A 17,689-nucleotide genomic window follows, 5' to 3' on the forward strand; every position below is an offset into this window, starting at 1 on the left:
CGTGGCCGGGCGCCGCCCGGCCACGGACCCCGAAAGGGGCTTCATCGATGACCTCTTCGCCGAGCAGACGCGCCTTCCTCGCCGCGACCGCCACGGCCGCCGTACTCCTTCGACGAGTTCGTCACCACTGGGAACATCACGGCGTACCGGATCGCGGTGAGCGTCGACGGCACGACCTTCAAGCAGGTCGCGGGAGGCACCTGGCCCGCCGACCACACCCTGAAGCACGTACGCTTCCGGCCCACGACCGCCTGCTACATCCGCTTGGAGGCCCTGACCGCCGTAGGCGGCGAGACCGCCATCGCCGGCCAACTCGACTGCGGCGGAACCGACCGCAAGCCCCGCCCCGCCTGAGAGACGTCAAGAGCCGTCTCGCCTCCGAACATCAGAGGCAGGACGGCTCAGGACCGCAGCAAATCGGTACTGAGCAGTGCATGAGCTTTGTACTAAGCGATGCATGAAATTGGTACTGGACCCTGCATGAAAGTTGTATCGTCGAGCCGTGAACGTCACCTACCTGCCACGAATCGTCGATCCGCTCATCGCCGAACTCATGGCCGAGGTACCAGCCGTATCGCTCGTAGGGCCGCGCGCGTCCGGTAAGACCACCACGGCGATGCGGCACGCGGCGTCTGTGGTCCATCTCGACCGGCCTGGAGAAGCCACCGCTTTTCGGACCGACCCTGACGCCGCGCTACGCGGCTTGGCCGAACCCGTGCTCCTCGACGAGTGGCAGGAGGCGCCGGAGGTCCTGGGCGCCGTGAAGCGCAATGTCGACCTCGATCCCAATCCGGGCCGCTACATCCTCACAGGGTCGGTACGTGCCGAGTTGGAGGCCCACACCTGGCCGGGTACGGGCAGGGTGATCCATGTCCGGATGACCGGACTGACGGCACGCGAGCGATTCGGAGATGCGGCAGGCGAGCCGTTCATCGATCGCCTCGCTCGTCCCGGTCCGGTGGAACTGCGGCTTCCCGATCAGTGCCCGGACACTCGCGACTACGTCGACATGGCTCTCAGCGGCACCTTCCCCGAGCCGGCCCTGCGGCTGTCCGTACGGGGCCGCAGACGCTGGTTCGACAGCTACGTGCAGCAACTTCTCACGCGCGACATCGCCGCCGTCGAGCCCCGGCGGGATCCGGAACGCCTTCGGCGGTTCTTCGAGGCCCTCGCGCTCAACACCGCTGGAGTCGTCGACAACACGACGCTCTATCGGGCGGCCGGGATCAACAGCAGGACGGCCGACGCCTACGAGCGCCTACTCAGCAACATGTTCGTGCTGGACATCGTCCCTGCCTGGTTCAGCAACCGGCTGAAGAGGCTGGCCCAAGGTCCTAAGCGATATCTGGTCGATGCGGCCTTGGCGGGCGCGGTCGTCGGGGCGGATACGGAGAGCGCGCTTCGGGACCCCGATCTCCTGGGCCGACTGATCGACACCTTCGTCGCCGAACAACTCCGTGCCGAACTTCCCGTCAGCGATCACCGGCCCCGCCTCCACCATCTGCGGCAGGAGGGAGGCCGACGCGAGATCGACATCCTCGTCGAGCTGGCCGGGCATCGCGTCATCGGTATCGAGGTCAAGGCGTCCACCGGGCCGAACCGCGACTCAGGCCGCCATCTCGCCTGGCTGCGCGACGAACTGGGAGACCGTTTCATCCGTGGACTCGTGCTGCACACCGGACGACAGGTGTACGACCTCGGCGACCGCATAACAGCGGCCCCGATATGTACGATCTGGAGCTAGTGTCCTGAGTCGTTAATTCGACTCCCAGATTCGCGCCAAGGAATCCTTATCACTGCTCACGGCAAACCGGGGAAGACGGCGCCTCAGCTATCGTCCTGACCATGCGATTGAGACGCCGTTCTTTTCTGCAGATAGGCGGCGCTGCGATGGGATTGGCAGCATTGGGAGGTGCGGCCAATCCAGACGTGGCGAGTGCGTCACGCGCGGTGCGGCGCACCACCGGCGCGGGAGGTCCGAGCCCGACGCCGTTCGGACGGCCGACCGATTCGATCCCCAACCCGGGGGGCAGGATCACGGCCGTACGCGGAGACCGTGCGAGCAATTGGCCGAACCAGACTCGATCAGAGATCGTCGCGCGGCACGGCGCCGTCGCGACCAGCCAGCCCATCGCCGCGCAGGCGGGTCTGCGAATTCTGCAGCAAGGTGGGAACGCCGTGGATGCGGCGGTGGCGACCGCGGCGGTTCTCGGATTGGTCGAGCCGGAGAGCGCGGGTCTGGGCGGCGACCTGTTCGCCGTCTACTATTCGGCGAAGCACCGGAAGCTGTTCGGGCTGAACTCCAGTGGCTGGTCCCCCAATGCCTGGGACCTCGACTATTTCCACGCCCGCGGCTTCGATGAGAAGACCGGGATGCCGGAGCGCGGTGTCGACAGCATCAGCGTGCCCGGCGCCGTCGAAGGCTGGCATCGGCTGCTCGAGCGGTTCGGCACTCGGGGCTTCGACGTCGTCCTGGAGCCCGCCGCGACGCTCGCCGAACAGGGCTTCGGAATCACCGAGCAGATCCACTCCGACTGGGAAGATGCTGTGGATGTGTTGAAGACCGACGCCGACTCGGTACGGGTGTTCCTCCGCGACGGCAAGGCTCCCCCGCTGTACGGCATCTTCCGCAACCCGGACCTCGCACACGCCTACCGGGCCCTGCAGAGGAAGGGCCGTGACGCCTTCTACACCGGCGAGATCGCGGACGCCATCGTGGCGAAGATCAAGAAGCTGAACGGAGCGATGACGTCGGCGGACCTCGCGGAGTTCCACGCCGAATGGGTCGAGCCCATCAGCATCAACTACCACGGCTACGACGTATACGAGATTCCGCCGAACACGCAGGGCTTCGCCGCCTTGGAGATGCTCAACATCCTTCAGCAGTGCGGCCCCGTCCTCGGTCTGGATCTCGCCGACCTCGGGCCGCGCTCACCGGAGTTCTGGCACCTGCTGGTCGAAGCCAAGAAGCTCGCCTACGACGACCTCTACACCTACAACGGCGACCCGAGATTCACCTCGGTCCCGCTCGGGCGACTCCTTTCGACGGAGTATGCGATAGCTCAGTGCAAGAAGATAAACCCACGCCGGGCCACGCCGCCGCGCGTCAGGGCGTCGAATATTTCAGGAACCGTGTATGTCGCGGTGGCCGACCGCTGGGGCAACATGGTCTCGTTCATCTACAGCGTTTTTGAATTGTTCGGGTCCGGGGTGACTGTTCCGGGTTACGGATTCCCCCTCCAGAACCGCGGGTCACAGTTCTCCCTGGACCCGTCGTCGCCGAATGTCGTCGCCCCCCATAAGCGCCCCTTCCACACGCTCATCCCCGCTTTCGTGATGCAGAACGGCCATCCCGTCATGGCGTTCGGGAACGTGGGCGGCAGCGAACAGGCCCAGGCGCAGGCCACCGAGATCATCAACATGGTCGATCTGGGGATGAACCCGCAGGCCGCCGCCGACGCGGCGCGGTTCAACCATGATCAGAAGACCGATGTCCTCCAGCTCGAGCCCGAGCTGCTCAACCTGGTGGGAAGGCAGCTTTCCGCGATGGGCCATCACGTCACGAAGTCGGTCGACAGCGCCATGGGCGGATTCCAGGCGATCGTGTTCGACCGAGAGGCCGGCGGCGACCGGCGCGAACACGCCCAGGAACAGGCCCAGGAACAGGAGCAGACCCAGGCGCAGGCCGCCGGGCGGGCGGCGACCGGGGGTACCTCGCCGTCCCCGGTCAACGGCGTCTACCGGGCCGCCTCCGACCACAGGAAAGACGGCAGCGCCGTCGGCTGGTGAGCGCGGTTTCGTGGTCAGCGGCGCGTCGCCGTCGCTGCACACTCAATGGCTCCTGGCGGAACACGCGTGGAAGACAGGGGCCCACCCGGGCGCCCGATTTCGGCCCGGATCGCGGCCGCTCGGCTGGTCATGCCTTCGTAGAAGACTGGATCGTCCTCAACTGCTCACGCGCGTCCCGCATCTCCGGAACACTCGCCCACCGAGCGGACACCGCGAGGATCTCATCGACCTTTTGGTCGAAGCGCGAGGAGGTGATCAGCGGAGCCAGCCGCGCGACGATCTGCATATGGTGCGCGGCCCGGTTCGGATCGGCCGCTCGTATCGCCGCATGCGCGCTTTCACCTAGCCACAGACCGTGGAGGAGCGGGATTCCCTGGAAGCGGTGCACCGCCTCATCAAGGTACCGCTCGCCCTCTTCATGGTGGCCGAGGCTGCTGAGAACGATACCGGAGCTCCCCAGAATCATGGCCGTGGTTCCTGACGAGGAGCCGTCATACCCGTGCGCGACATCGAGCAGAGTGCGGGACCTGCGCTCTGTCCCACCCACTTTCGTCTTGGCGAGGCTGACGCCCAACCTGACACTCAGCCGCGCCTTGCACTCGTCTGTCAGCGCCGGGAGCCCAAGACCGCGCTGCGCGTACATGGCCGCCCGCCGATAGTCACCTCGATAGGAGCTGACCTGGCTCAACAACTCGAACGCGTGGGCCGTGTCCTCGAGGTGATCCGCCCTCTTGGCCAGGACCAGCGCGAGGTTTCCAGCGCTCTCCGACTTCTCGAACATGCGAGCGTCGTAAAGAACTACGGATGCCGCACGGGCCAGGCCGGCCGAGGCCACTTGAAGGTCCGGATCAGACGCATTGATCGACTGCCCGATCTTACCGAGATGCCGTAAAGCGGTCGCCGCCAAGGGAACACCCCCGATCTCGTACCGGGTGGTGCGGAGTTGCGTCGCCAACGCGCGAAGGTATTGCGGATCTTGATACGGCCCCACTTTAGCCGATGGCATGAAGGTGACCGACGCTGCGGCGGCGATGAATGATCTCCGCTTCACGGGATCCTCTTCCTCCCCTATGGGCGTTATGCACAGCTCCCAGCCTACGCGGGCGAGAAGGCGACTTGCCTTCATGATCCCCGTATCGCGTTGTTCCCGCGAGACCTGGGAGACCCAGACCTGAGAAACACCCAGCTCACGGGCGAGTCTCAACTGAGACCACCCGCGGCCTTTCATGATCAATTTGAGGGCTTCCGCCAGGCTCCGCGCTTCCACGGCGACAGGCTATAACCGGTCGCGATTACGCACTACCCGATTACTCAAGGTGGCCGAAACGATAAGCGACGTCGAAAAAGCGACGAGCAATCCGTCGCCCCTGATCACCTTGATCGAAAGGCACGAGCATGGCCGTACAAGAGCCGGACAGTGAGACGCCCGGAGATACGCAGATCATCAAGGCACGCCTCGACGAGCTGGCCGCAGCACTGATCGAATCCGGTCTCACCGTACGGGTCGGCGCGGCCGCGCTGATGGCGTGGAATCCGGCGGCGTCCCGCCTCTCGCAGTACGTGGCCCTGTGCGGGCACGCGGACCGTTCCATCCACTGGTACTGGTGCTGGACCGGCCCGACGCGGGACGCGCCGCTGGAGACGGAGTACATGTGCGCGGCCGAGGACATCGCGCACGCGGCCGACCTCGTCGCGAAGGTCCTGCGCATCGGCGACGCCGAAGACGGCTGACCGATGGAGGCCGCCGGCCCGCAGGACCCGCGCGACACGCGCGTCGACCAGAAGCCCGTCTTCCCAGGAGAAGGCCCGGGCGGGACCGACCCGGCGCTGTGGCTGGCCCGCCTGCGCCGCGAGGTCCCGCACTGGGGCATCCTGCACGACCCGTTCGCGCCGGCCTGGATCGCCGTACGAGGCCGCGCGCACCTGGAAGTGACGCGGACGGCTTTCGAACTGCGCGACCGCCTCAGGCCCCACTCCGGCCGACCGGAGAGGTCGTGACGACCCGTCAGTCGAGGTCGACGTCGTCGAGGAATTCGAGCATTCGGGTCAGCACCCGCAGGCAGGCGGCGATGTCGTCGTCGGTCAGCTCGCCGTCGACCTGGCTCAGCATCTCCCGCTCGCGGGCGACGAGCGCGGTCGTGGTCGCCGCGCCCTCACCGGTCAGCCGGATGAGCGAGGACCGCTTGTGCGCGGGGTTGGGAGTGATCTCCACCAGGCCCCGCGCCGCCGCCTCATTGACCATTCGCTGCACGAACTGCCTGCTCAGCGCCTGGGCGCGGCCCATCTGCGGGACGGTCATGGGCCCGTGTTCGTACAGCAGGACGAGGACGGCGCGCACGCCGACGGACAGCCCTTCGAGCGGCGTGTACTGCTCCACCTTGCGCTGCGCCCGCCGATAGAGCGGCCCGACCAGGTCGAACACCGCGGCGAGCCGACCGGAGGGCCCGTCGGACTCCAGCGACGAATCGGAGTCGGTCATCGCTTGATTATGACACCCTGGTTGTCATGTTCACGCCCACATGACACCTTGGTTGTCATGTCTGCCGACCTCTCCTGGTTCGATACCGAAGACGGCCGCCTCGCTTACCGCGACCTCGGCGCCGGACACCCGCTGGTCCTGCTGCACGCCGGCTTCCTGGACCACCACATGTGGGACCACCAGATCCCGCCCCTCGCCGCGCGGTACCGCGTGATCGCACCCGACGCCCGAGGGCATGGCACCTCCGCCAACGCGAGCCGCCCGTTCCGGCACACCGACGACCTCGCCGCACTGCTGCGCCACCTCGGCGTCGGGCCGGCGTTCCTCGTCGGCGTGTCGATGGGGGCGAGCATCGCCGTCGACACCGCGCTGGAGCATCCCGACCTGGTCCGCGCCCTGGTCGTCACCGGCGCCGGGACGAGCGAGCCCGAGTTCACCGACCCCTGGACGGTCACGGCGTTCGGGGCGATGACCGCCGCGATGGCCACCGGCGACCTCGAAGGCGCGATCGACGCCTGCACCCTCTTCGCCGCGGGCCCGTACCGCACGCTCGACGACGTCGACCCCGACGTCGTACGGCGGGTTCGAGAGATGGAACGGCGGACGATGTCCAAGCACACCGCCGACGAGAGCGACCCGCTCATCCCGGTGCCCGACACCTGGGCGCGCGCTGCGAAGATCACCGCTCCTCTACTGGCCGTCAACGGCGGCCTCGACTCGCCGGACCACATCGGCATGGCCGAACGACTGGCCGGACTCGTCGTCCACGGCAGCAGAGCCACCGTCGAGGACACCGCCCACTATCCCAACCTGGAGCGACCGGGCGTCTACCTCGAGATCCTCCTGAGCTTCCTGGACACCCTGACCCACCCACAGGACTGACGACTCAGCCCGAGCGACCGAGATCACTTGCGCGCAAAAGTTAATGCGACTAACTTGAAGTTAGTCGCATTAACTTCGCCTCGTTGGAGTGCCAATGAACGTCTCGGCCACCGCGCCCGGCCGCCCCCGCCTGCTCACCGTTCCCGCCGTCACGGGCGTGACCTACGTCCTGTCCTGGGTCGCGGGGCTGTCCCTCGGCGCGCCCAGCCCGAAGCTCACCGCCTCCGGAACCGAGATCGTCACCGCGATGGCCGGGCACGAAGGCGCCGTCGCGGCCCAGTTCCTCCTCACCGAGGGTCTGCCGACGGCGGGCCTGGCGACGATCTCGGTCCTGCTCGCCCGGACCGCGCTCCGCGCCGGTTCGGCGACCGCCGGCAGGATCACCGGAGTCGCCGGTGTGGCCGCCGCCGTGATCTCCCTGACCCAGTTCGTGCTCGGCCTCGCGCTCTCCCGTACGACCGTGCCGGGCACCGCGCACCTGCTGTTCCAGGCCGGCGATCGGCTGGACGGGGTCAAGATGCTCACCCTGGCCGTCGTCGGCGCGGCGGCGGCCGCGTCAGGAGCGCTCCCCCGCTGGCTGCGCTGCGCCGGAGGCGCGCTCGCCGTGTCCATCGCGGCCTCCGGGGTCGTCTACCTGTTCCTCCTGCAGGGCCTCGCGCCGCTGGCCGCGCCGGCCCTGATCCTGCTGCTGATCTTCGTCGCGGGCGCGGGCAGCACGCTCGGGCGATACGGTCGGTGACCATGCCCCGCGTTGGACTGACTCCGGACCGCATCGTCGCCGAAGCGGCGGCCGTCGCCGACGAGGTCGGCCTGGACCGGCTCACCCTCGCGGCGGTCGCCCAGCGGTGCCGCGTCTCCCTCCCCGGCCTGTACAAGCACGTCGACGGGCTCGAAGCCGTCAAGAGAGACGTGGCGCTGCTGGCCATCCGCGAGCTCACCGACAGCGTGACCAGGGCGGCCGTCGGGCTGACCGGCCGGGACAGCCTGCGGGCGGTGTCCCGCGCCTACCGGGCCTACGCCCTCGCCCATCCCGGCCGCTACGCCGCGAGCGTGCAGGCCCCGACACCCGGTGACGAGGAGTACACCATGGTGAGCGACCAGGCCGTTGCCGTCGCGGCCGGCGCCATCAGCGGATACGGACTGCGGGGCCCGGACCTGGTCCATGCGATCCGCATGTGGCGGACCGTCTGCCACGGTCTCGTCTCCCTCGAAACGGCCGGTGGCTTCGGCCTTCCCGAGTCCCTTGACCTCACCTTCGACCACCTCATCGACGCCCTCGACACCGCGTTCCGCGACCTGGCGTCCCAGTCCAGCCCGACCGCGTCCCGCTGAGCGGCCGACGGACCGTACGAAAAGCTCGGCGAAGGTCCCCGATCCCGCACTGGTTCATCCCACGATGCCGGAATCGTCCCCTCCGCCGAGCGCCTTTCACCGAGCCTTGCGCCCGGCTACCGGGCGCCGCCCCTCGCCGGAGCCGCGATTCAGCGGAAACGCCGGCCCGGCGCGGGAGCGGCGGACCGCGCAGATGACCAGGACGACGGCGCCGACGGCCAGTACGGCGTTCATCACATGGTCGGCGGGCCGCTTCGGGCCCGACTCTGGGCGCATGCCGATTCCCGTCCAGGCGTAGGTGAGAAGCGCGCCGGCGGCCAGGGCGAGCCGGTGCAGCCGGTTCCAGTCTCCCCGCCGCGACCACCGGCCTACGACGACGATCGCGGCGGCGAGGAGCGCGACCGCCGCCGCGACGCTCCACCAGCCGGGCAGGTCGGCGGTGGACAGGAACGCGCCCGAGGCGACGAAGGCGACGCACCCGACGATGGCCGGTCGAGGCGCGGAGCCGGGAAGCGGACCGGCGGGTCGGCGGCGGAACGCCACGACGACGAGCAGGACGATGACGGCCGCGGCGCCGAGCAACTGCGGCGGCGCGGCGAAGAAGTGCTCGTCGTGGTGGCTGCCCCAGGTCGTGACGACCGTGCCGACCGTGAAGATGGCGGCGGTGATCCCCAGTCCGGTACGGCCCAGCCAGGGCGCCTCGGAACGTTCGGGGACGAGCGCCTCGACCAGCGCGATCCCGACGTTGGTGCTCCAGACGGCGTGCATGGCGAGCACGCCGACCGTCAGCCAGCCGCCCATCCCGAGCGCGGGAATGTAGGTGACGCCCATCTCGTCGTTTCCGGCGTAGTGCCGGTTGAACAGCATCTGGTCGGCCAGCCCCTCCTCGACGAGCCCGTACGCGACGCCCAGGATCAGCATCGTGGCCGGTCCGCGCCCGGCCCGCCGCGCCGTCTCGCGGATGAGCAGGGCGCCGCCGCCGTACAGCGGAGCGAGCATGGGCAGGAAGGCCACCGTCTCCTCGACCCGCAGATTGCCGAGCAGGAGTTCGCCGATGGCCGGGGCGAGGAGGAAGAGGGCGATGGCGGGAGCCACGCGCCGTCGAAGCGGCGGTTCACCGGACCTGATCGTGGCCTGTCGACCGTCTACGTCCGTCATGGTGCCGAGCCTGCCGACCAGGCGGGCGTCGCGGATAGCGCCGATGGTCTGGCGGCCCGATCCGCCGGTCGACGTTCGTACGCCGGAGGTAGGTGCGCGCCGGTCTCCGTGGACCATCGGCCGGAGGCAGTCCGGCGAAGCGCCGTTCCCCATCCGGTGATCCGTCCGGGCCTCTACGATCACCATCCGACGATGAGAGAGGAGCACCGGTGCCGGACGGAGGAGTCCTGTGCGTGCACGCGCACCCGGATGACGAGGCGCTATGGACGGGCGGGATGCTGGCCCGGTCGGCGGAGGCCGGCGTTCGGACGGGGGTGGTGACCTGCACCTGGACGGAGGGGACGCGGCGCGTCGAGGAGTTGCGGCACTCGCTGTCGATCCTCGGGACCGGGGATCTCAGGCTGCTCGGCTACGCGGACGCGGGGGGCGCCGATTCCGGAGGTGAGGCGTTCGTCGGAGCGCCGCTGGACGAGGTGGTCGGGCGGTTGGTCGGGCACATCCGCGACTTCCGGCCGGACGTCGTCGTCACCTATGACGCGTACGGCGGTTACGGGCATCCGGACCACGTGCGGGCGCACCGCGTGACCCTGGCCGCCGTCGAGGCCGCCGCCTACGAGCAGTTGTATCCGGACGCCGGTGCGCCGTGGTCCGTACGGACGCTCGACCTGGTGACCATCCCCCGCTCGGTCGTGCTCGCCGAGTGGGAGAGGGTCTTCGGTTCCCCGCCGGACCCCGGTCAGGTCCTTCCGGGGACCCCGGACGAGCGGGTCACCACGACGCTCGACGTACGGCGCTGGGCGGACCGCAAGTGGCAGGCGTTCCAGGCTCACGAGTCGGAGGCGGAGCGCGGTGCCGGGCCGGCGATGTTCGCGGGCCTGCCCGCCGCCGAGCGCGAGCGTCTCCTCGGCACCGAGTGGTACATCCGCCGCGAACTCGCGGTGCCCACGGGAGAGGACTCGTTCGGCTGAGGCCGGAAGGCTCGGTAGAACCCCATCCGGTCGACGGCATTCGTGCCGGTAGGCACCGTTTCGCGCCTCAGACTTGGACGCCGATCCCGAGCCTTCCGTACGCGTCCCGAAGCCGCCCTACTGGGCGGCGAGGGGCTGCACGGTCAGGTGGTAGTCCTGTCGGATGCGGCCGTCGTCGCCGAGGACTCCGTCGCCTGGCGCGCCGGCGTGGCTATCGGTGCGGCCCGTCGGCGTCGGCGAATGGTCGGTCGTTTCCGCCGCCCACGACTCTGATGACGGCTTCCCGAGCCGCGATGCCGACGGACTCGGGATCGTCGAGGTCGAAACCGACCGCGAGCCCGTCTTTGAGCAGCATGAGGATTTCCGCGGTGCGCGCGGAGTCAGGGTGACCATCGGCGGCCAGTAGGTCGCGGAACAGCCGGCGGTTCCAGTTTCGATGCTCGTCGATGGCCTGGCGGACGGGATGGGCCGGATCGGGGTACTCCGCCGCGGTATTGATGAAGGCGCAACCGCGATAGGTGGGTTCCGCACCGAACTCACACATCTTCTGGAAAGCGAGCAGCAGCGTCTCGCGGGGTGTGCCGGTCGCGGACTCTTCGGCCAGCCGGCGCTGCTGGTGACTCTGCTCGACGATGTAGGCGCGGACGAGGTCGTCCTTGCTCCGGAAGTGATGGTAGAAGGTCGCCTTGGCCACGCCGGCCTCGGCGATGATGCGGTCGATGCCCACCGCGTGCACGCCCTTGGCATAGAACCTCGGACGGCATGCTGGACGTCAAGCTGGCCCTGCAGAAGGAGCTGGGCGGCGACGGCGACGGCATCAACCCCGAGCAACTGTTCGCGGCCGGCTATGCCGCCTGTTTCGCGCCCTGCAGCTCGTCGCGGAGAAGAAGAAGGTCGACGTCACCGGCATGTCGATCACCGCCGAGGTCGGTCTCAGCCCGAACGGCAAGGGCGGCTTCGGCCTCGACGTCACCCTGCGGGCGAAGCTGCCCGAGAGCCTCTCCCCGGAGGTCGCCCAGGATCTGCTGGACGCGACCCACCAGGTGTGCCCCTACTCCAACGCCACCCGGGGCAACATCCCCGTCGATCTCCTGACCGAGTGACCGCGCTTCGCCACACCCACCGGTCTCGCGCGCTGCGCGGGGGCCGGAACTCTCTGGTCACGCGGGAGCCCGGATTCTCACGCGGCTCTCATCATCGGCTCAGGGACCGCTGACGTCCGCCGCCGACCGTGGTCTCATGACATCGATGACCTCCGGACCACCCCGGCAGGCCGAGCCGGAGCACGGCATGCCGGCCGCCCGGGGCGGCCACCTCGCCCGCCGGGTGCTCCGCGGGCCCGCCGACGACCCCGCCTGGGCGCGCCTCGCCCTGTTCGGACTGCTCGCCGCCACCGCGGTGCTGTACGTGTGGGGGCTGGGCGCCTCCGGCTGGGCGAACTCCTTCTACTCGGCCGCCGTCCAGGCCGGGGCGCGCAGCTGGAAGGCGTTCTTCTTCGGATCGTCGGACGCGTCGAACTTCATCACCGTCGACAAGACGCCGATGGCGCTGTGGCCGATGGAGCTGTCCGCACGGGTCTTCGGGGTGAACGCCTGGAGCATCCTGGTGCCGCAGGCCCTCATGGGCGTCGCGACCGTCGGGACGGTGTACGCGGCGGTGCGGCGCTCGCTCGGCCGGCCCGGCGACCGTACGGCGATCGCGGGAGCGCTGCTGGCCGGGGCGGTCCTGGCGGCCACCCCGGTGGCCGCGCTGATGTTCCGCTTCAACAATCCGGACGCGCTGCTCGTGCTGCTCCTCACGCTCGGCGCGTACGGGGTCGTGCGGGCGGTGGAGGGTGCGAGCACCCGGTGGCTGGTGTTCGCGGCGTCCTGCGTGGGGCTGGGCTTCCTCGCCAAGATGCTGCAGGCGTTCCTCGTCGTGCCGGCGTTCGCGCTGGTGTACCTGCTGCTGGCGCCGGCGCCCGTACGGCGGCGGATCGGGCAGCTGCTTCTCGCCGGGGTCGCGCTGGTCGTCGCGGCCGGATGGTGGGTCGCGGTCGTCGCCCTGGTGCCGGCGGGCTCCCGCCCGTACATCGGCGGTTCCCAGCACGACAGCGTCCTGGAGCTGGCCCTGGGCTACAACGGCCTCGGACGGCTGAACGGCGACGAGACCGGCGGACTCGGCAACCTGAACCAGGACGCGGGCGTGATGCGGATGTTCGGCACCGAGCTCGGCGGGCAGATCGCCTGGCTGCTGCCCGCCGCGCTGGTCCTGCTCGTCGCCGGGCTGTGGCTGACGCGAGGCCGGGAGCGCCGCCGCGAGCTCGCCGGGTTCGCGCTGTGGGGCGGCTGGCTGCTGGTGACCGGCCTGGTGTTCAGCCTCATGCAGGGGATCTTCCACGGGTACTACACGGTCGCGCTGGCCCCGGCGGTCGCGGCCCTCACCGGCATGGGCGCGGCGGTGCTGTGGCGGGAGCGGCACCGGGCGGTCGCGTCGTTCACGCTCGCCGGGACCGTGGCGCTGACCGCCTGGTGGTCGTACGTCCTGCTCGGCCGTACGCCGGACTTCCTGCCCTGGCTGCGACTGGTCGTGCTGGTCGGCGGCCTGCTCGCCGCCGCGCTGCTGGCCTCGGCCGGCCGCGCGCCGCGCCGGCTGCTCGGCGCGGCGCTGGCCGTCGCGGTCCTGAGTTCGATCGCCGGACCGGCCGCGTACGCCGTCGAGACGGCCGACACACCGCACACCGGAGCGATCCCGACGGCGGGGCCGTCGTTCGGGCCGGGCGGGATGCCGGGGTTCGGCGGCCGCCCCGGGGGGATGGGCCGCGGCTTCCGTTCGCAGGGCGGCGGCCGTGGCGGGTTCCCGGGCGGCGGGTTCCCGGGCGGCGGCTTCCCCGGCGGCGCGCGCACCGGGAACGGAGGGGGCCCGCAGGCGCCGGGCGGCGGTGGACGGGGAGCGGGTGGCGGGCCCGGTGGGCTGCTGAACGCCACCACGCCGAGCGCCGAACTGACCGCCGCGCTGAAGCAGAACGCCCGCTCGTACGCCTGGGTCGCCGCGGCGGTCGGGTCGAACAACGCCGCCGGGTACCAGCTCGCGACCGGCGAGCCGGTGATGGCGGTCGGCGGGTTCAACGGCACCGACCCGGCGCCGAGCCTGCAGCGGTTCCAGGAGTACGTCCGCGCGGGGCGGATCCACTACTTCATCGGCGGGTCGATGACGGGCATGGGGCGGGGCGCGAGCTCCGGCGGCAGTGACGTGGCGCAGCGGATCGCGGCCTGGGTGCAGCAGAACTACACCGCCAAGACGGTCGGCGGCACGACGGTGTACGACCTGTCGACGAAGGCGACGGGCACGGCGTGACGACGCGGAATATCTGGGAACGATATTCGTTGTCGCGATCGGTGCGGAAGGACCGCACGGCCTCAGAGGGGAGATCACCGTGGCGAGGAACCAGCTCCGGCCGGTCGTGAAGCTCCGGTCCACGGCGGGCACCGGCTACACGTACGTGACCCGCAAGAACCGCCGGAACGACCCCGACCGCCTCGCGCTCAGCAAGTACGACCCGATCGCCCGGCGCCACGTCGCCTTCCGCGAAGAGCGCTGAGCACGTCAGCGCGGGGCGGTGACGTCGGAGACCCGCAGGCTCGTGGCCAGGTCGGCGTACTGCTGCAGGCCGACCTGGCCGAGGCCACCGGTGGCGTCGTCCTCGTTCCAGACCGCGATCGCCAGGGTGTTGCGGCCGTCGGTGCGCAGGATCCCCGGCGGGATCGGGAAGGTGTGCTGCGGGCCGACGTCGTTGATGTACCGGCCGAGCTGCCAGCCGTTCACGAACAGCAGGGCCCGATAGTGCCGGGACGGGTCGTCGGTGAACGTCACGCCGAGCGGCACGTCCTGGCCCTTCGGCAGGCGCAGGTCGAACGTCGTCCTGTACCAGGAGATCCCGGGCGTCGTGTCGCGGTGCGGCAGTGCCGTAACCGTCCAGCCCGCGCCGGTACGGCCGGGCAGGTGCCAGCCGTTCCGCTCGCCGAACAGGCCGCCGGTGTTGAACGGGCCACGCGCGGGGTCGGACAGGTCCTCCCCGCCCGCGTCGCCCTGGATCCGCCAGGTGAGCGCGGCGGCCGAGCCGAGGAGCGCGGCGTTGGTCAGGCCGCGCGGCTCCTTGTGCGAGTCGGTCGCGTCGAAGTCCTCGTTGTGCCCCATGTTCTCGACGAGGACCGACAGCACGTTGTCCCGGCCCTTCGCCACCGCGCCGTCGGGGAAGGCGAACGTGTGCAGGCCGTCCCCGGTGCTGCCCAGGAACCTCCCGTTCAGCCACGCCGAGTAGACGCCCGCCCGGCCCGTCCCGGCGGTCAGGGCGATCCCGGTCTCGCCGCCCGCCGCGGTGAAGTGCGCCCGGTACCAGACGTCGCCGTGGTGGAAGCCGTAGTCGTCCGCGTACAGCACCGGCAGCGTGGCGGGCGGCGTCGGGTTGTTCGTCGTGGTGTGGTCCGCGACCGTCCAGCCGCGGTCGTCGAAGCCCGGCTGCGCCTCGGGTGACTCCCGCCGCGTCTTCCAGCCGGTCAGCGCCGGGAGCGTGACCGGCCGCGGTCCGGCCAGCCGGCCGGTGAGGGTGTCGTGCCCGGACGTCCGTACGAGCGTGCCGTTCCACGTGACCGCCCGCACGGACGGCGCGGCGAAGACCTCGATGCCGGTCGGCGCGGACGTGTCGCCGGTGAGGGCCAACACCGACCCGTGGACCGCCGCGGACCGGACGAGCTCCGGGCCGCGGACGAGGACGGGCCCGGCGGCGGTGTCCTGCCGCCAGAATCGCGCCGCCTCCTGGTCCGTCGCGAGCAGGAGCAGCAGCGGCACGCCGTCGCGCGGCGTGACGAGCACGCGCGCCAGGCCCTGGTGCGTGTAGTTCAGCCGCAGGTCCCCACGGCCGGCGTCCCAGACGTGCCGTACGTCCCCGGACAGCACGGTCACCGCCGGCTCGGCGGCGTAGTGCAGCACGGTCTCGCCGTCCTCGCCCTGGCGCCCGTACAGCAGGGCGACGTCCCGCCCGCCGATACGGCCGTGCGTCATGATCTCCGAGGTGGAGTACCGCAGCTCCTGTGCGCCGAGCCGGTAGCCGGCGACCAGCAGCTTGGAATCACGTCCCGCGAGGGTGATGTCCGTGCCCGGCTCCTGGGGGACGGACGGGTAGTACGGCTCGGCGCCGCCCTGCGGCCCCGCCGACAGGTCGATGGCGTCCACGATGACGTACGCGCCGCTCGCCGCGGGGTTGCTCGTCCCGGTCGCGACGATCTTCAGCGTGTGGGCGGTGTCCGCCAGCCCCTCGGCCTTGTAGAACACCTCCTGGAACTCCTTCGAGGTCCCGTACCCGTCGACAGTCGCGACCTTGGCCCCGTCGAGGTAGACGTCGGCGATGCCGTGGTTCGTCTCATGCGAGGAGATCCAGCGGACCGCCGTGCCGGTGAACGTCACCGTCACCGACGCGCCCGCCCGGTCGCTGTAGGACTCGGTGTCCCGGTAGTCGCCGCTCGTCCAGTCCTGGCCCGAGGCGTGGCTCCAGCCGTCCCCCGCGTACTCCAGCGCGGGGTCCGTGTCGTCGTACGTGTAGTGCGGGGGCCGGGCGTTCAGGTCGATCGGCAGGTGCGTGGTCTCGGTCGTCGTCGAGGTGCTGTCCCGGTGCCGCAGCACGTAGAAGTGCGTGTCGTCGTCCGGGTTCGCCCGGGCGGCGAGGCTCACGGCGGCGTTCGTCGGCCCGCCGGTCGCGACCGGGTCGGTCTTGGCCAGCGGCGCCACCGCCCGCGTCAGGTACCCGAGCCGCTTGGCCTCGTCGTACTTCGGCGTCAGCTCCCGGTCCTCCTTGATGGCCGCGCCGTAGTCGTACGACGTGTAGACCTGGCTCGGATCGGCGAGCCAGCCCCACGACGTCCCGCCGTACGTCATGTAGAAGTTCTGCAGCGTCGCGCCGTTCGCGATGTTGTTCTCGTAGAAGACCTTCTCGAAGTCGGGGCCGGTGAGCCGCCGGCACTTGTCGTACCCGGGACCGCCCCACGGGTCGAACGCCCCGCCCTGGAACTCCGGGGTGAAGATCGGCGCGTCGTCCCGGAAGCGCGGCAGCGTGCTCACCCCGTTCCACCGGTCCGGGGTCGAGCAGTTGAACCCCTGCGGGTAGCCGTCCCGGCCCGGCAGGTCGACCGCGCCGGGACCGGTCGCCCACGTCGAGGCGCCGCAGCAGTGGTTGTGCGTGAGCGGCACGTCGATGCCGTCGGCGCGCACCTGCTGCTCCAGGTCCACCATGTACGCCGGGTCGGTGTTGGACCCGTACTCGTTCTCGATCTGGTACAGGATCACCGAGCCCGTACCGTGCGTGAACTGGTGCCGCGCGATGATCGGGTCGACGTGCCGGAGCCACTCCCGGTACGCCTCGGTGTAGTCGGGAGCGCTCGACCGCGCCCGGCCCTTCTGCGCCGTCAGCCAGCCGGGGAACCCGCCGCTGTCGGTCTCGGCGTTGATGTACGGCCCCGGGCGCGCGATCACGTAGATGCCCACCTGCCGCGCGATGTCGAGGAGCCGGTCGATGTCCCGGACGCCGGTGAAGTCGTACACGCCGCGCTTCGGCGAGTGGTAGGCCCAGTCGAAGTAGATGGAGGTGGCGTTGTACCCGGCCGCCTTGAACTTCTGCAGCACGTCCCGCCACAGGTCGGGACTCGGCAGCCGCCAGTAGTGGAACTCCGCCGACCACAGGTAGACCCGTTCGCCGTCGAGCTTCAGCGAGTAGTGGTCGTACGTCACCGTGTGCGTCCGTTGCACGACAGCCCTCTCATGCCGAGCGGCCGAGGCCGGCGCGCCGCCGTACGCGAGGGCCAGGGCGGCGACGGCGAGGAGGACGAGCAGGCGGCGGACACCGGGCAGTGAGCGCACGACGGCACCTTTCGCTCAGGGCAGGCGGGGGCCTTCCATCACACGCGGAGTCAATATCGGTAGATCATCCGTGTCAATGGAGATCGCGGGGGTCCCGACCGGATCAGGCCACGCGGGTCACCGGGGTTTTGATCCGACCGCTCCTCACCGGTGACGCACGAACGCCGCGAAGTCCGTACACTCAGAGCCGATC

At 70.1% G+C, this 17,689-nt stretch carries 17 protein-coding genes; 12 read left to right on the forward strand and 5 right to left on the reverse strand.

All coding sequences use genetic code 11. The features are described 5' to 3' along the window. Positions 1-135: 135 nt before the first annotated feature. From AB0K82_RS25775 to ggt, 3 genes are all read left to right on the forward strand, one after another. Positions 136-354: a discoidin domain-containing protein gene (locus AB0K82_RS25775; protein WP_364401442.1), complete on the forward strand. Its 219-nt coding sequence runs from the start codon at positions 136-138 to the stop codon at positions 352-354. 148 nt (positions 355-502) lie between these two features. Next, positions 503-1,744: a DUF4143 domain-containing protein gene (locus AB0K82_RS25780; RefSeq protein WP_364401365.1), complete on the forward strand. Its 1,242-nt coding sequence runs from the start codon at positions 503-505 to the stop codon at positions 1,742-1,744. A gap of 101 nt (positions 1,745-1,845) precedes the next feature. Then, positions 1,846-3,789, forward strand: coding sequence for a gamma-glutamyltransferase (gene ggt, locus AB0K82_RS25785; RefSeq protein ID WP_364401367.1), 1,944 nt, complete (start codon positions 1,846-1,848; stop codon positions 3,787-3,789). A gap of 127 nt (positions 3,790-3,916) precedes the next feature. Here the strand turns inward: ggt and AB0K82_RS25790 are convergent, their stop codons facing one another. Further along, positions 3,917-5,056: a helix-turn-helix transcriptional regulator gene (locus AB0K82_RS25790; protein ID WP_364401370.1), complete on the reverse strand. Its 1,140-nt coding sequence runs from the start codon at positions 5,054-5,056 to the stop codon at positions 3,917-3,919. Positions 5,057-5,184: 128 nt separating this feature from the next. On the opposite strand from AB0K82_RS25790, the gene AB0K82_RS25795 reads away from it, so the two are divergent. Together AB0K82_RS25795 and AB0K82_RS25800 are read left to right on the forward strand one after the other, a co-directional pair. Further along, a complete protein-coding gene (locus AB0K82_RS25795) occupies positions 5,185-5,520 on the forward strand; it encodes a hypothetical protein (protein WP_364401372.1) in 336 nt (111 codons plus the stop codon). 3 nt (positions 5,521-5,523) lie between these two features. Beyond that, positions 5,524-5,787, forward strand: a complete 264-nt coding sequence (locus AB0K82_RS25800) for a hypothetical protein (RefSeq protein WP_364401373.1) — start codon at positions 5,524-5,526, stop codon at positions 5,785-5,787. Between the two features lie 7 nt (positions 5,788-5,794). On the opposite strand, the gene AB0K82_RS25805 is transcribed toward AB0K82_RS25800, so the two are convergent. Then, the gene (locus AB0K82_RS25805; RefSeq protein ID WP_364401376.1) at positions 5,795-6,268 is read right to left on the reverse strand and encodes a MarR family transcriptional regulator; all 474 of its coding nucleotides are present in this window, start codon (positions 6,266-6,268) and stop codon (positions 5,795-5,797) included. A gap of 57 nt (positions 6,269-6,325) precedes the next feature. On the opposite strand from AB0K82_RS25805, the gene AB0K82_RS25810 reads away from it, so the two are divergent. The 3 genes from AB0K82_RS25810 to AB0K82_RS25820 all read left to right on the forward strand — a co-directional run bounded on the left by AB0K82_RS25810 (position 6,326) and on the right by AB0K82_RS25820 (position 8,482). Beyond that, positions 6,326-7,150 carry an alpha/beta hydrolase gene (locus tag AB0K82_RS25810; protein WP_364401378.1) on the forward strand — a complete coding sequence of 275 codons (825 nt, stop codon included), beginning with the start codon at positions 6,326-6,328 and terminating at the stop codon, positions 7,148-7,150. A gap of 94 nt (positions 7,151-7,244) precedes the next feature. After that, complete coding sequence (locus tag AB0K82_RS25815; RefSeq protein ID WP_364401380.1) at positions 7,245-7,889, forward strand: hypothetical protein; 645 nt, start codon at positions 7,245-7,247, stop codon at positions 7,887-7,889. A gap of 2 nt (positions 7,890-7,891) precedes the next feature. Beyond that, a complete protein-coding gene (locus AB0K82_RS25820) occupies positions 7,892-8,482 on the forward strand; it encodes a TetR-like C-terminal domain-containing protein (RefSeq protein WP_364401383.1) in 591 nt (196 codons plus the stop codon). 96 nt (positions 8,483-8,578) lie between these two features. On the opposite strand, the gene AB0K82_RS25825 is transcribed toward AB0K82_RS25820, so the two are convergent. After that, positions 8,579-9,640, reverse strand: a complete 1,062-nt coding sequence (locus AB0K82_RS25825; protein WP_364401386.1) for a hypothetical protein — start codon at positions 9,638-9,640, stop codon at positions 8,579-8,581. Between the two features lie 209 nt (positions 9,641-9,849). On the opposite strand from AB0K82_RS25825, the gene AB0K82_RS25830 reads away from it, so the two are divergent. Further along, entirely contained in the window at positions 9,850-10,608 is a 759-nt protein-coding gene (locus AB0K82_RS25830; protein WP_364401388.1) for a PIG-L family deacetylase, read from the forward strand. Between the two features lie 211 nt (positions 10,609-10,819). Here the strand turns inward: AB0K82_RS25830 and AB0K82_RS25835 are convergent, their stop codons facing one another. Next, positions 10,820-11,344, reverse strand: a complete 525-nt coding sequence (locus AB0K82_RS25835; protein WP_364401391.1) for a TetR/AcrR family transcriptional regulator — start codon at positions 11,342-11,344, stop codon at positions 10,820-10,822. 172 nt (positions 11,345-11,516) lie between these two features. Here AB0K82_RS25835 and AB0K82_RS25840 point away from each other — a divergent pair, with 172 nt between their 5' ends. From AB0K82_RS25840 to rpmG, 3 genes are all read left to right on the forward strand, one after another. Next, on the forward strand, positions 11,517-11,711 hold the full coding sequence (locus tag AB0K82_RS25840; RefSeq protein ID WP_364401392.1) for an OsmC family protein: 195 nt from the start codon (positions 11,517-11,519) through the stop codon (positions 11,709-11,711). Between the two features lie 136 nt (positions 11,712-11,847). Next, on the forward strand, positions 11,848-13,944 hold the full coding sequence (locus AB0K82_RS25845; RefSeq protein ID WP_364401395.1) for a glycosyltransferase family 39 protein: 2,097 nt from the start codon (positions 11,848-11,850) through the stop codon (positions 13,942-13,944). A gap of 79 nt (positions 13,945-14,023) precedes the next feature. Beyond that, positions 14,024-14,188: a 50S ribosomal protein L33 gene (gene rpmG, locus AB0K82_RS25850; RefSeq protein WP_364401398.1), complete on the forward strand. Its 165-nt coding sequence runs from the start codon at positions 14,024-14,026 to the stop codon at positions 14,186-14,188. 5 nt (positions 14,189-14,193) lie between these two features. Here rpmG and AB0K82_RS25855 read toward each other — a convergent pair whose 3' ends face one another. Beyond that, positions 14,194-17,496, reverse strand: coding sequence for a beta-galactosidase (locus AB0K82_RS25855; RefSeq protein WP_364401401.1), 3,303 nt, complete (start codon positions 17,494-17,496; stop codon positions 14,194-14,196). Positions 17,497-17,689: the final 193 nt, after the last annotated feature.

Source organism: Actinoallomurus sp. NPDC052274 (assembly GCF_040679475.1).
GTDB classification, from domain to species: Bacteria; Actinomycetota; Actinomycetes; order Streptosporangiales; family Streptosporangiaceae; genus Actinoallomurus; species Actinoallomurus liliacearum.

What these genes read in the sequence shown, in the direction of transcription:
- ggt (WP_364401367.1), top strand. Translation starts at nt 1,846, where the DNA reads ATGCGATTGAGACGCCGTTCTTTTCTGCAGATAGGCGGCGCTGCGATG.
- AB0K82_RS25795 (WP_364401372.1), top strand. Translation starts at nt 5,185, where the DNA reads ATGGCCGTACAAGAGCCGGACAGTGAGACGCCCGGAGATACGCAGATC.
- AB0K82_RS25800 (WP_364401373.1), top strand. Translation starts at nt 5,524, where the DNA reads ATGGAGGCCGCCGGCCCGCAGGACCCGCGCGACACGCGCGTCGACCAG.
- AB0K82_RS25805 (WP_364401376.1), bottom strand. Translation starts at nt 6,268, where the DNA reads ATGACCGACTCCGATTCGTCGCTGGAGTCCGACGGGCCCTCCGGTCGG.
- AB0K82_RS25810 (WP_364401378.1), top strand. Translation starts at nt 6,326, where the DNA reads ATGTCTGCCGACCTCTCCTGGTTCGATACCGAAGACGGCCGCCTCGCT.
- AB0K82_RS25815 (WP_364401380.1), top strand. Translation starts at nt 7,245, where the DNA reads ATGAACGTCTCGGCCACCGCGCCCGGCCGCCCCCGCCTGCTCACCGTT.
- AB0K82_RS25820 (WP_364401383.1), top strand. Translation starts at nt 7,892, where the DNA reads ATGCCCCGCGTTGGACTGACTCCGGACCGCATCGTCGCCGAAGCGGCG.
- AB0K82_RS25825 (WP_364401386.1), bottom strand. Translation starts at nt 9,640, where the DNA reads ATGACGGACGTAGACGGTCGACAGGCCACGATCAGGTCCGGTGAACCG.
- AB0K82_RS25840 (WP_364401392.1), top strand. Translation starts at nt 11,517, where the DNA reads ATGTCGATCACCGCCGAGGTCGGTCTCAGCCCGAACGGCAAGGGCGGC.
- AB0K82_RS25845 (WP_364401395.1), top strand. Translation starts at nt 11,848, where the DNA reads ATGACATCGATGACCTCCGGACCACCCCGGCAGGCCGAGCCGGAGCAC.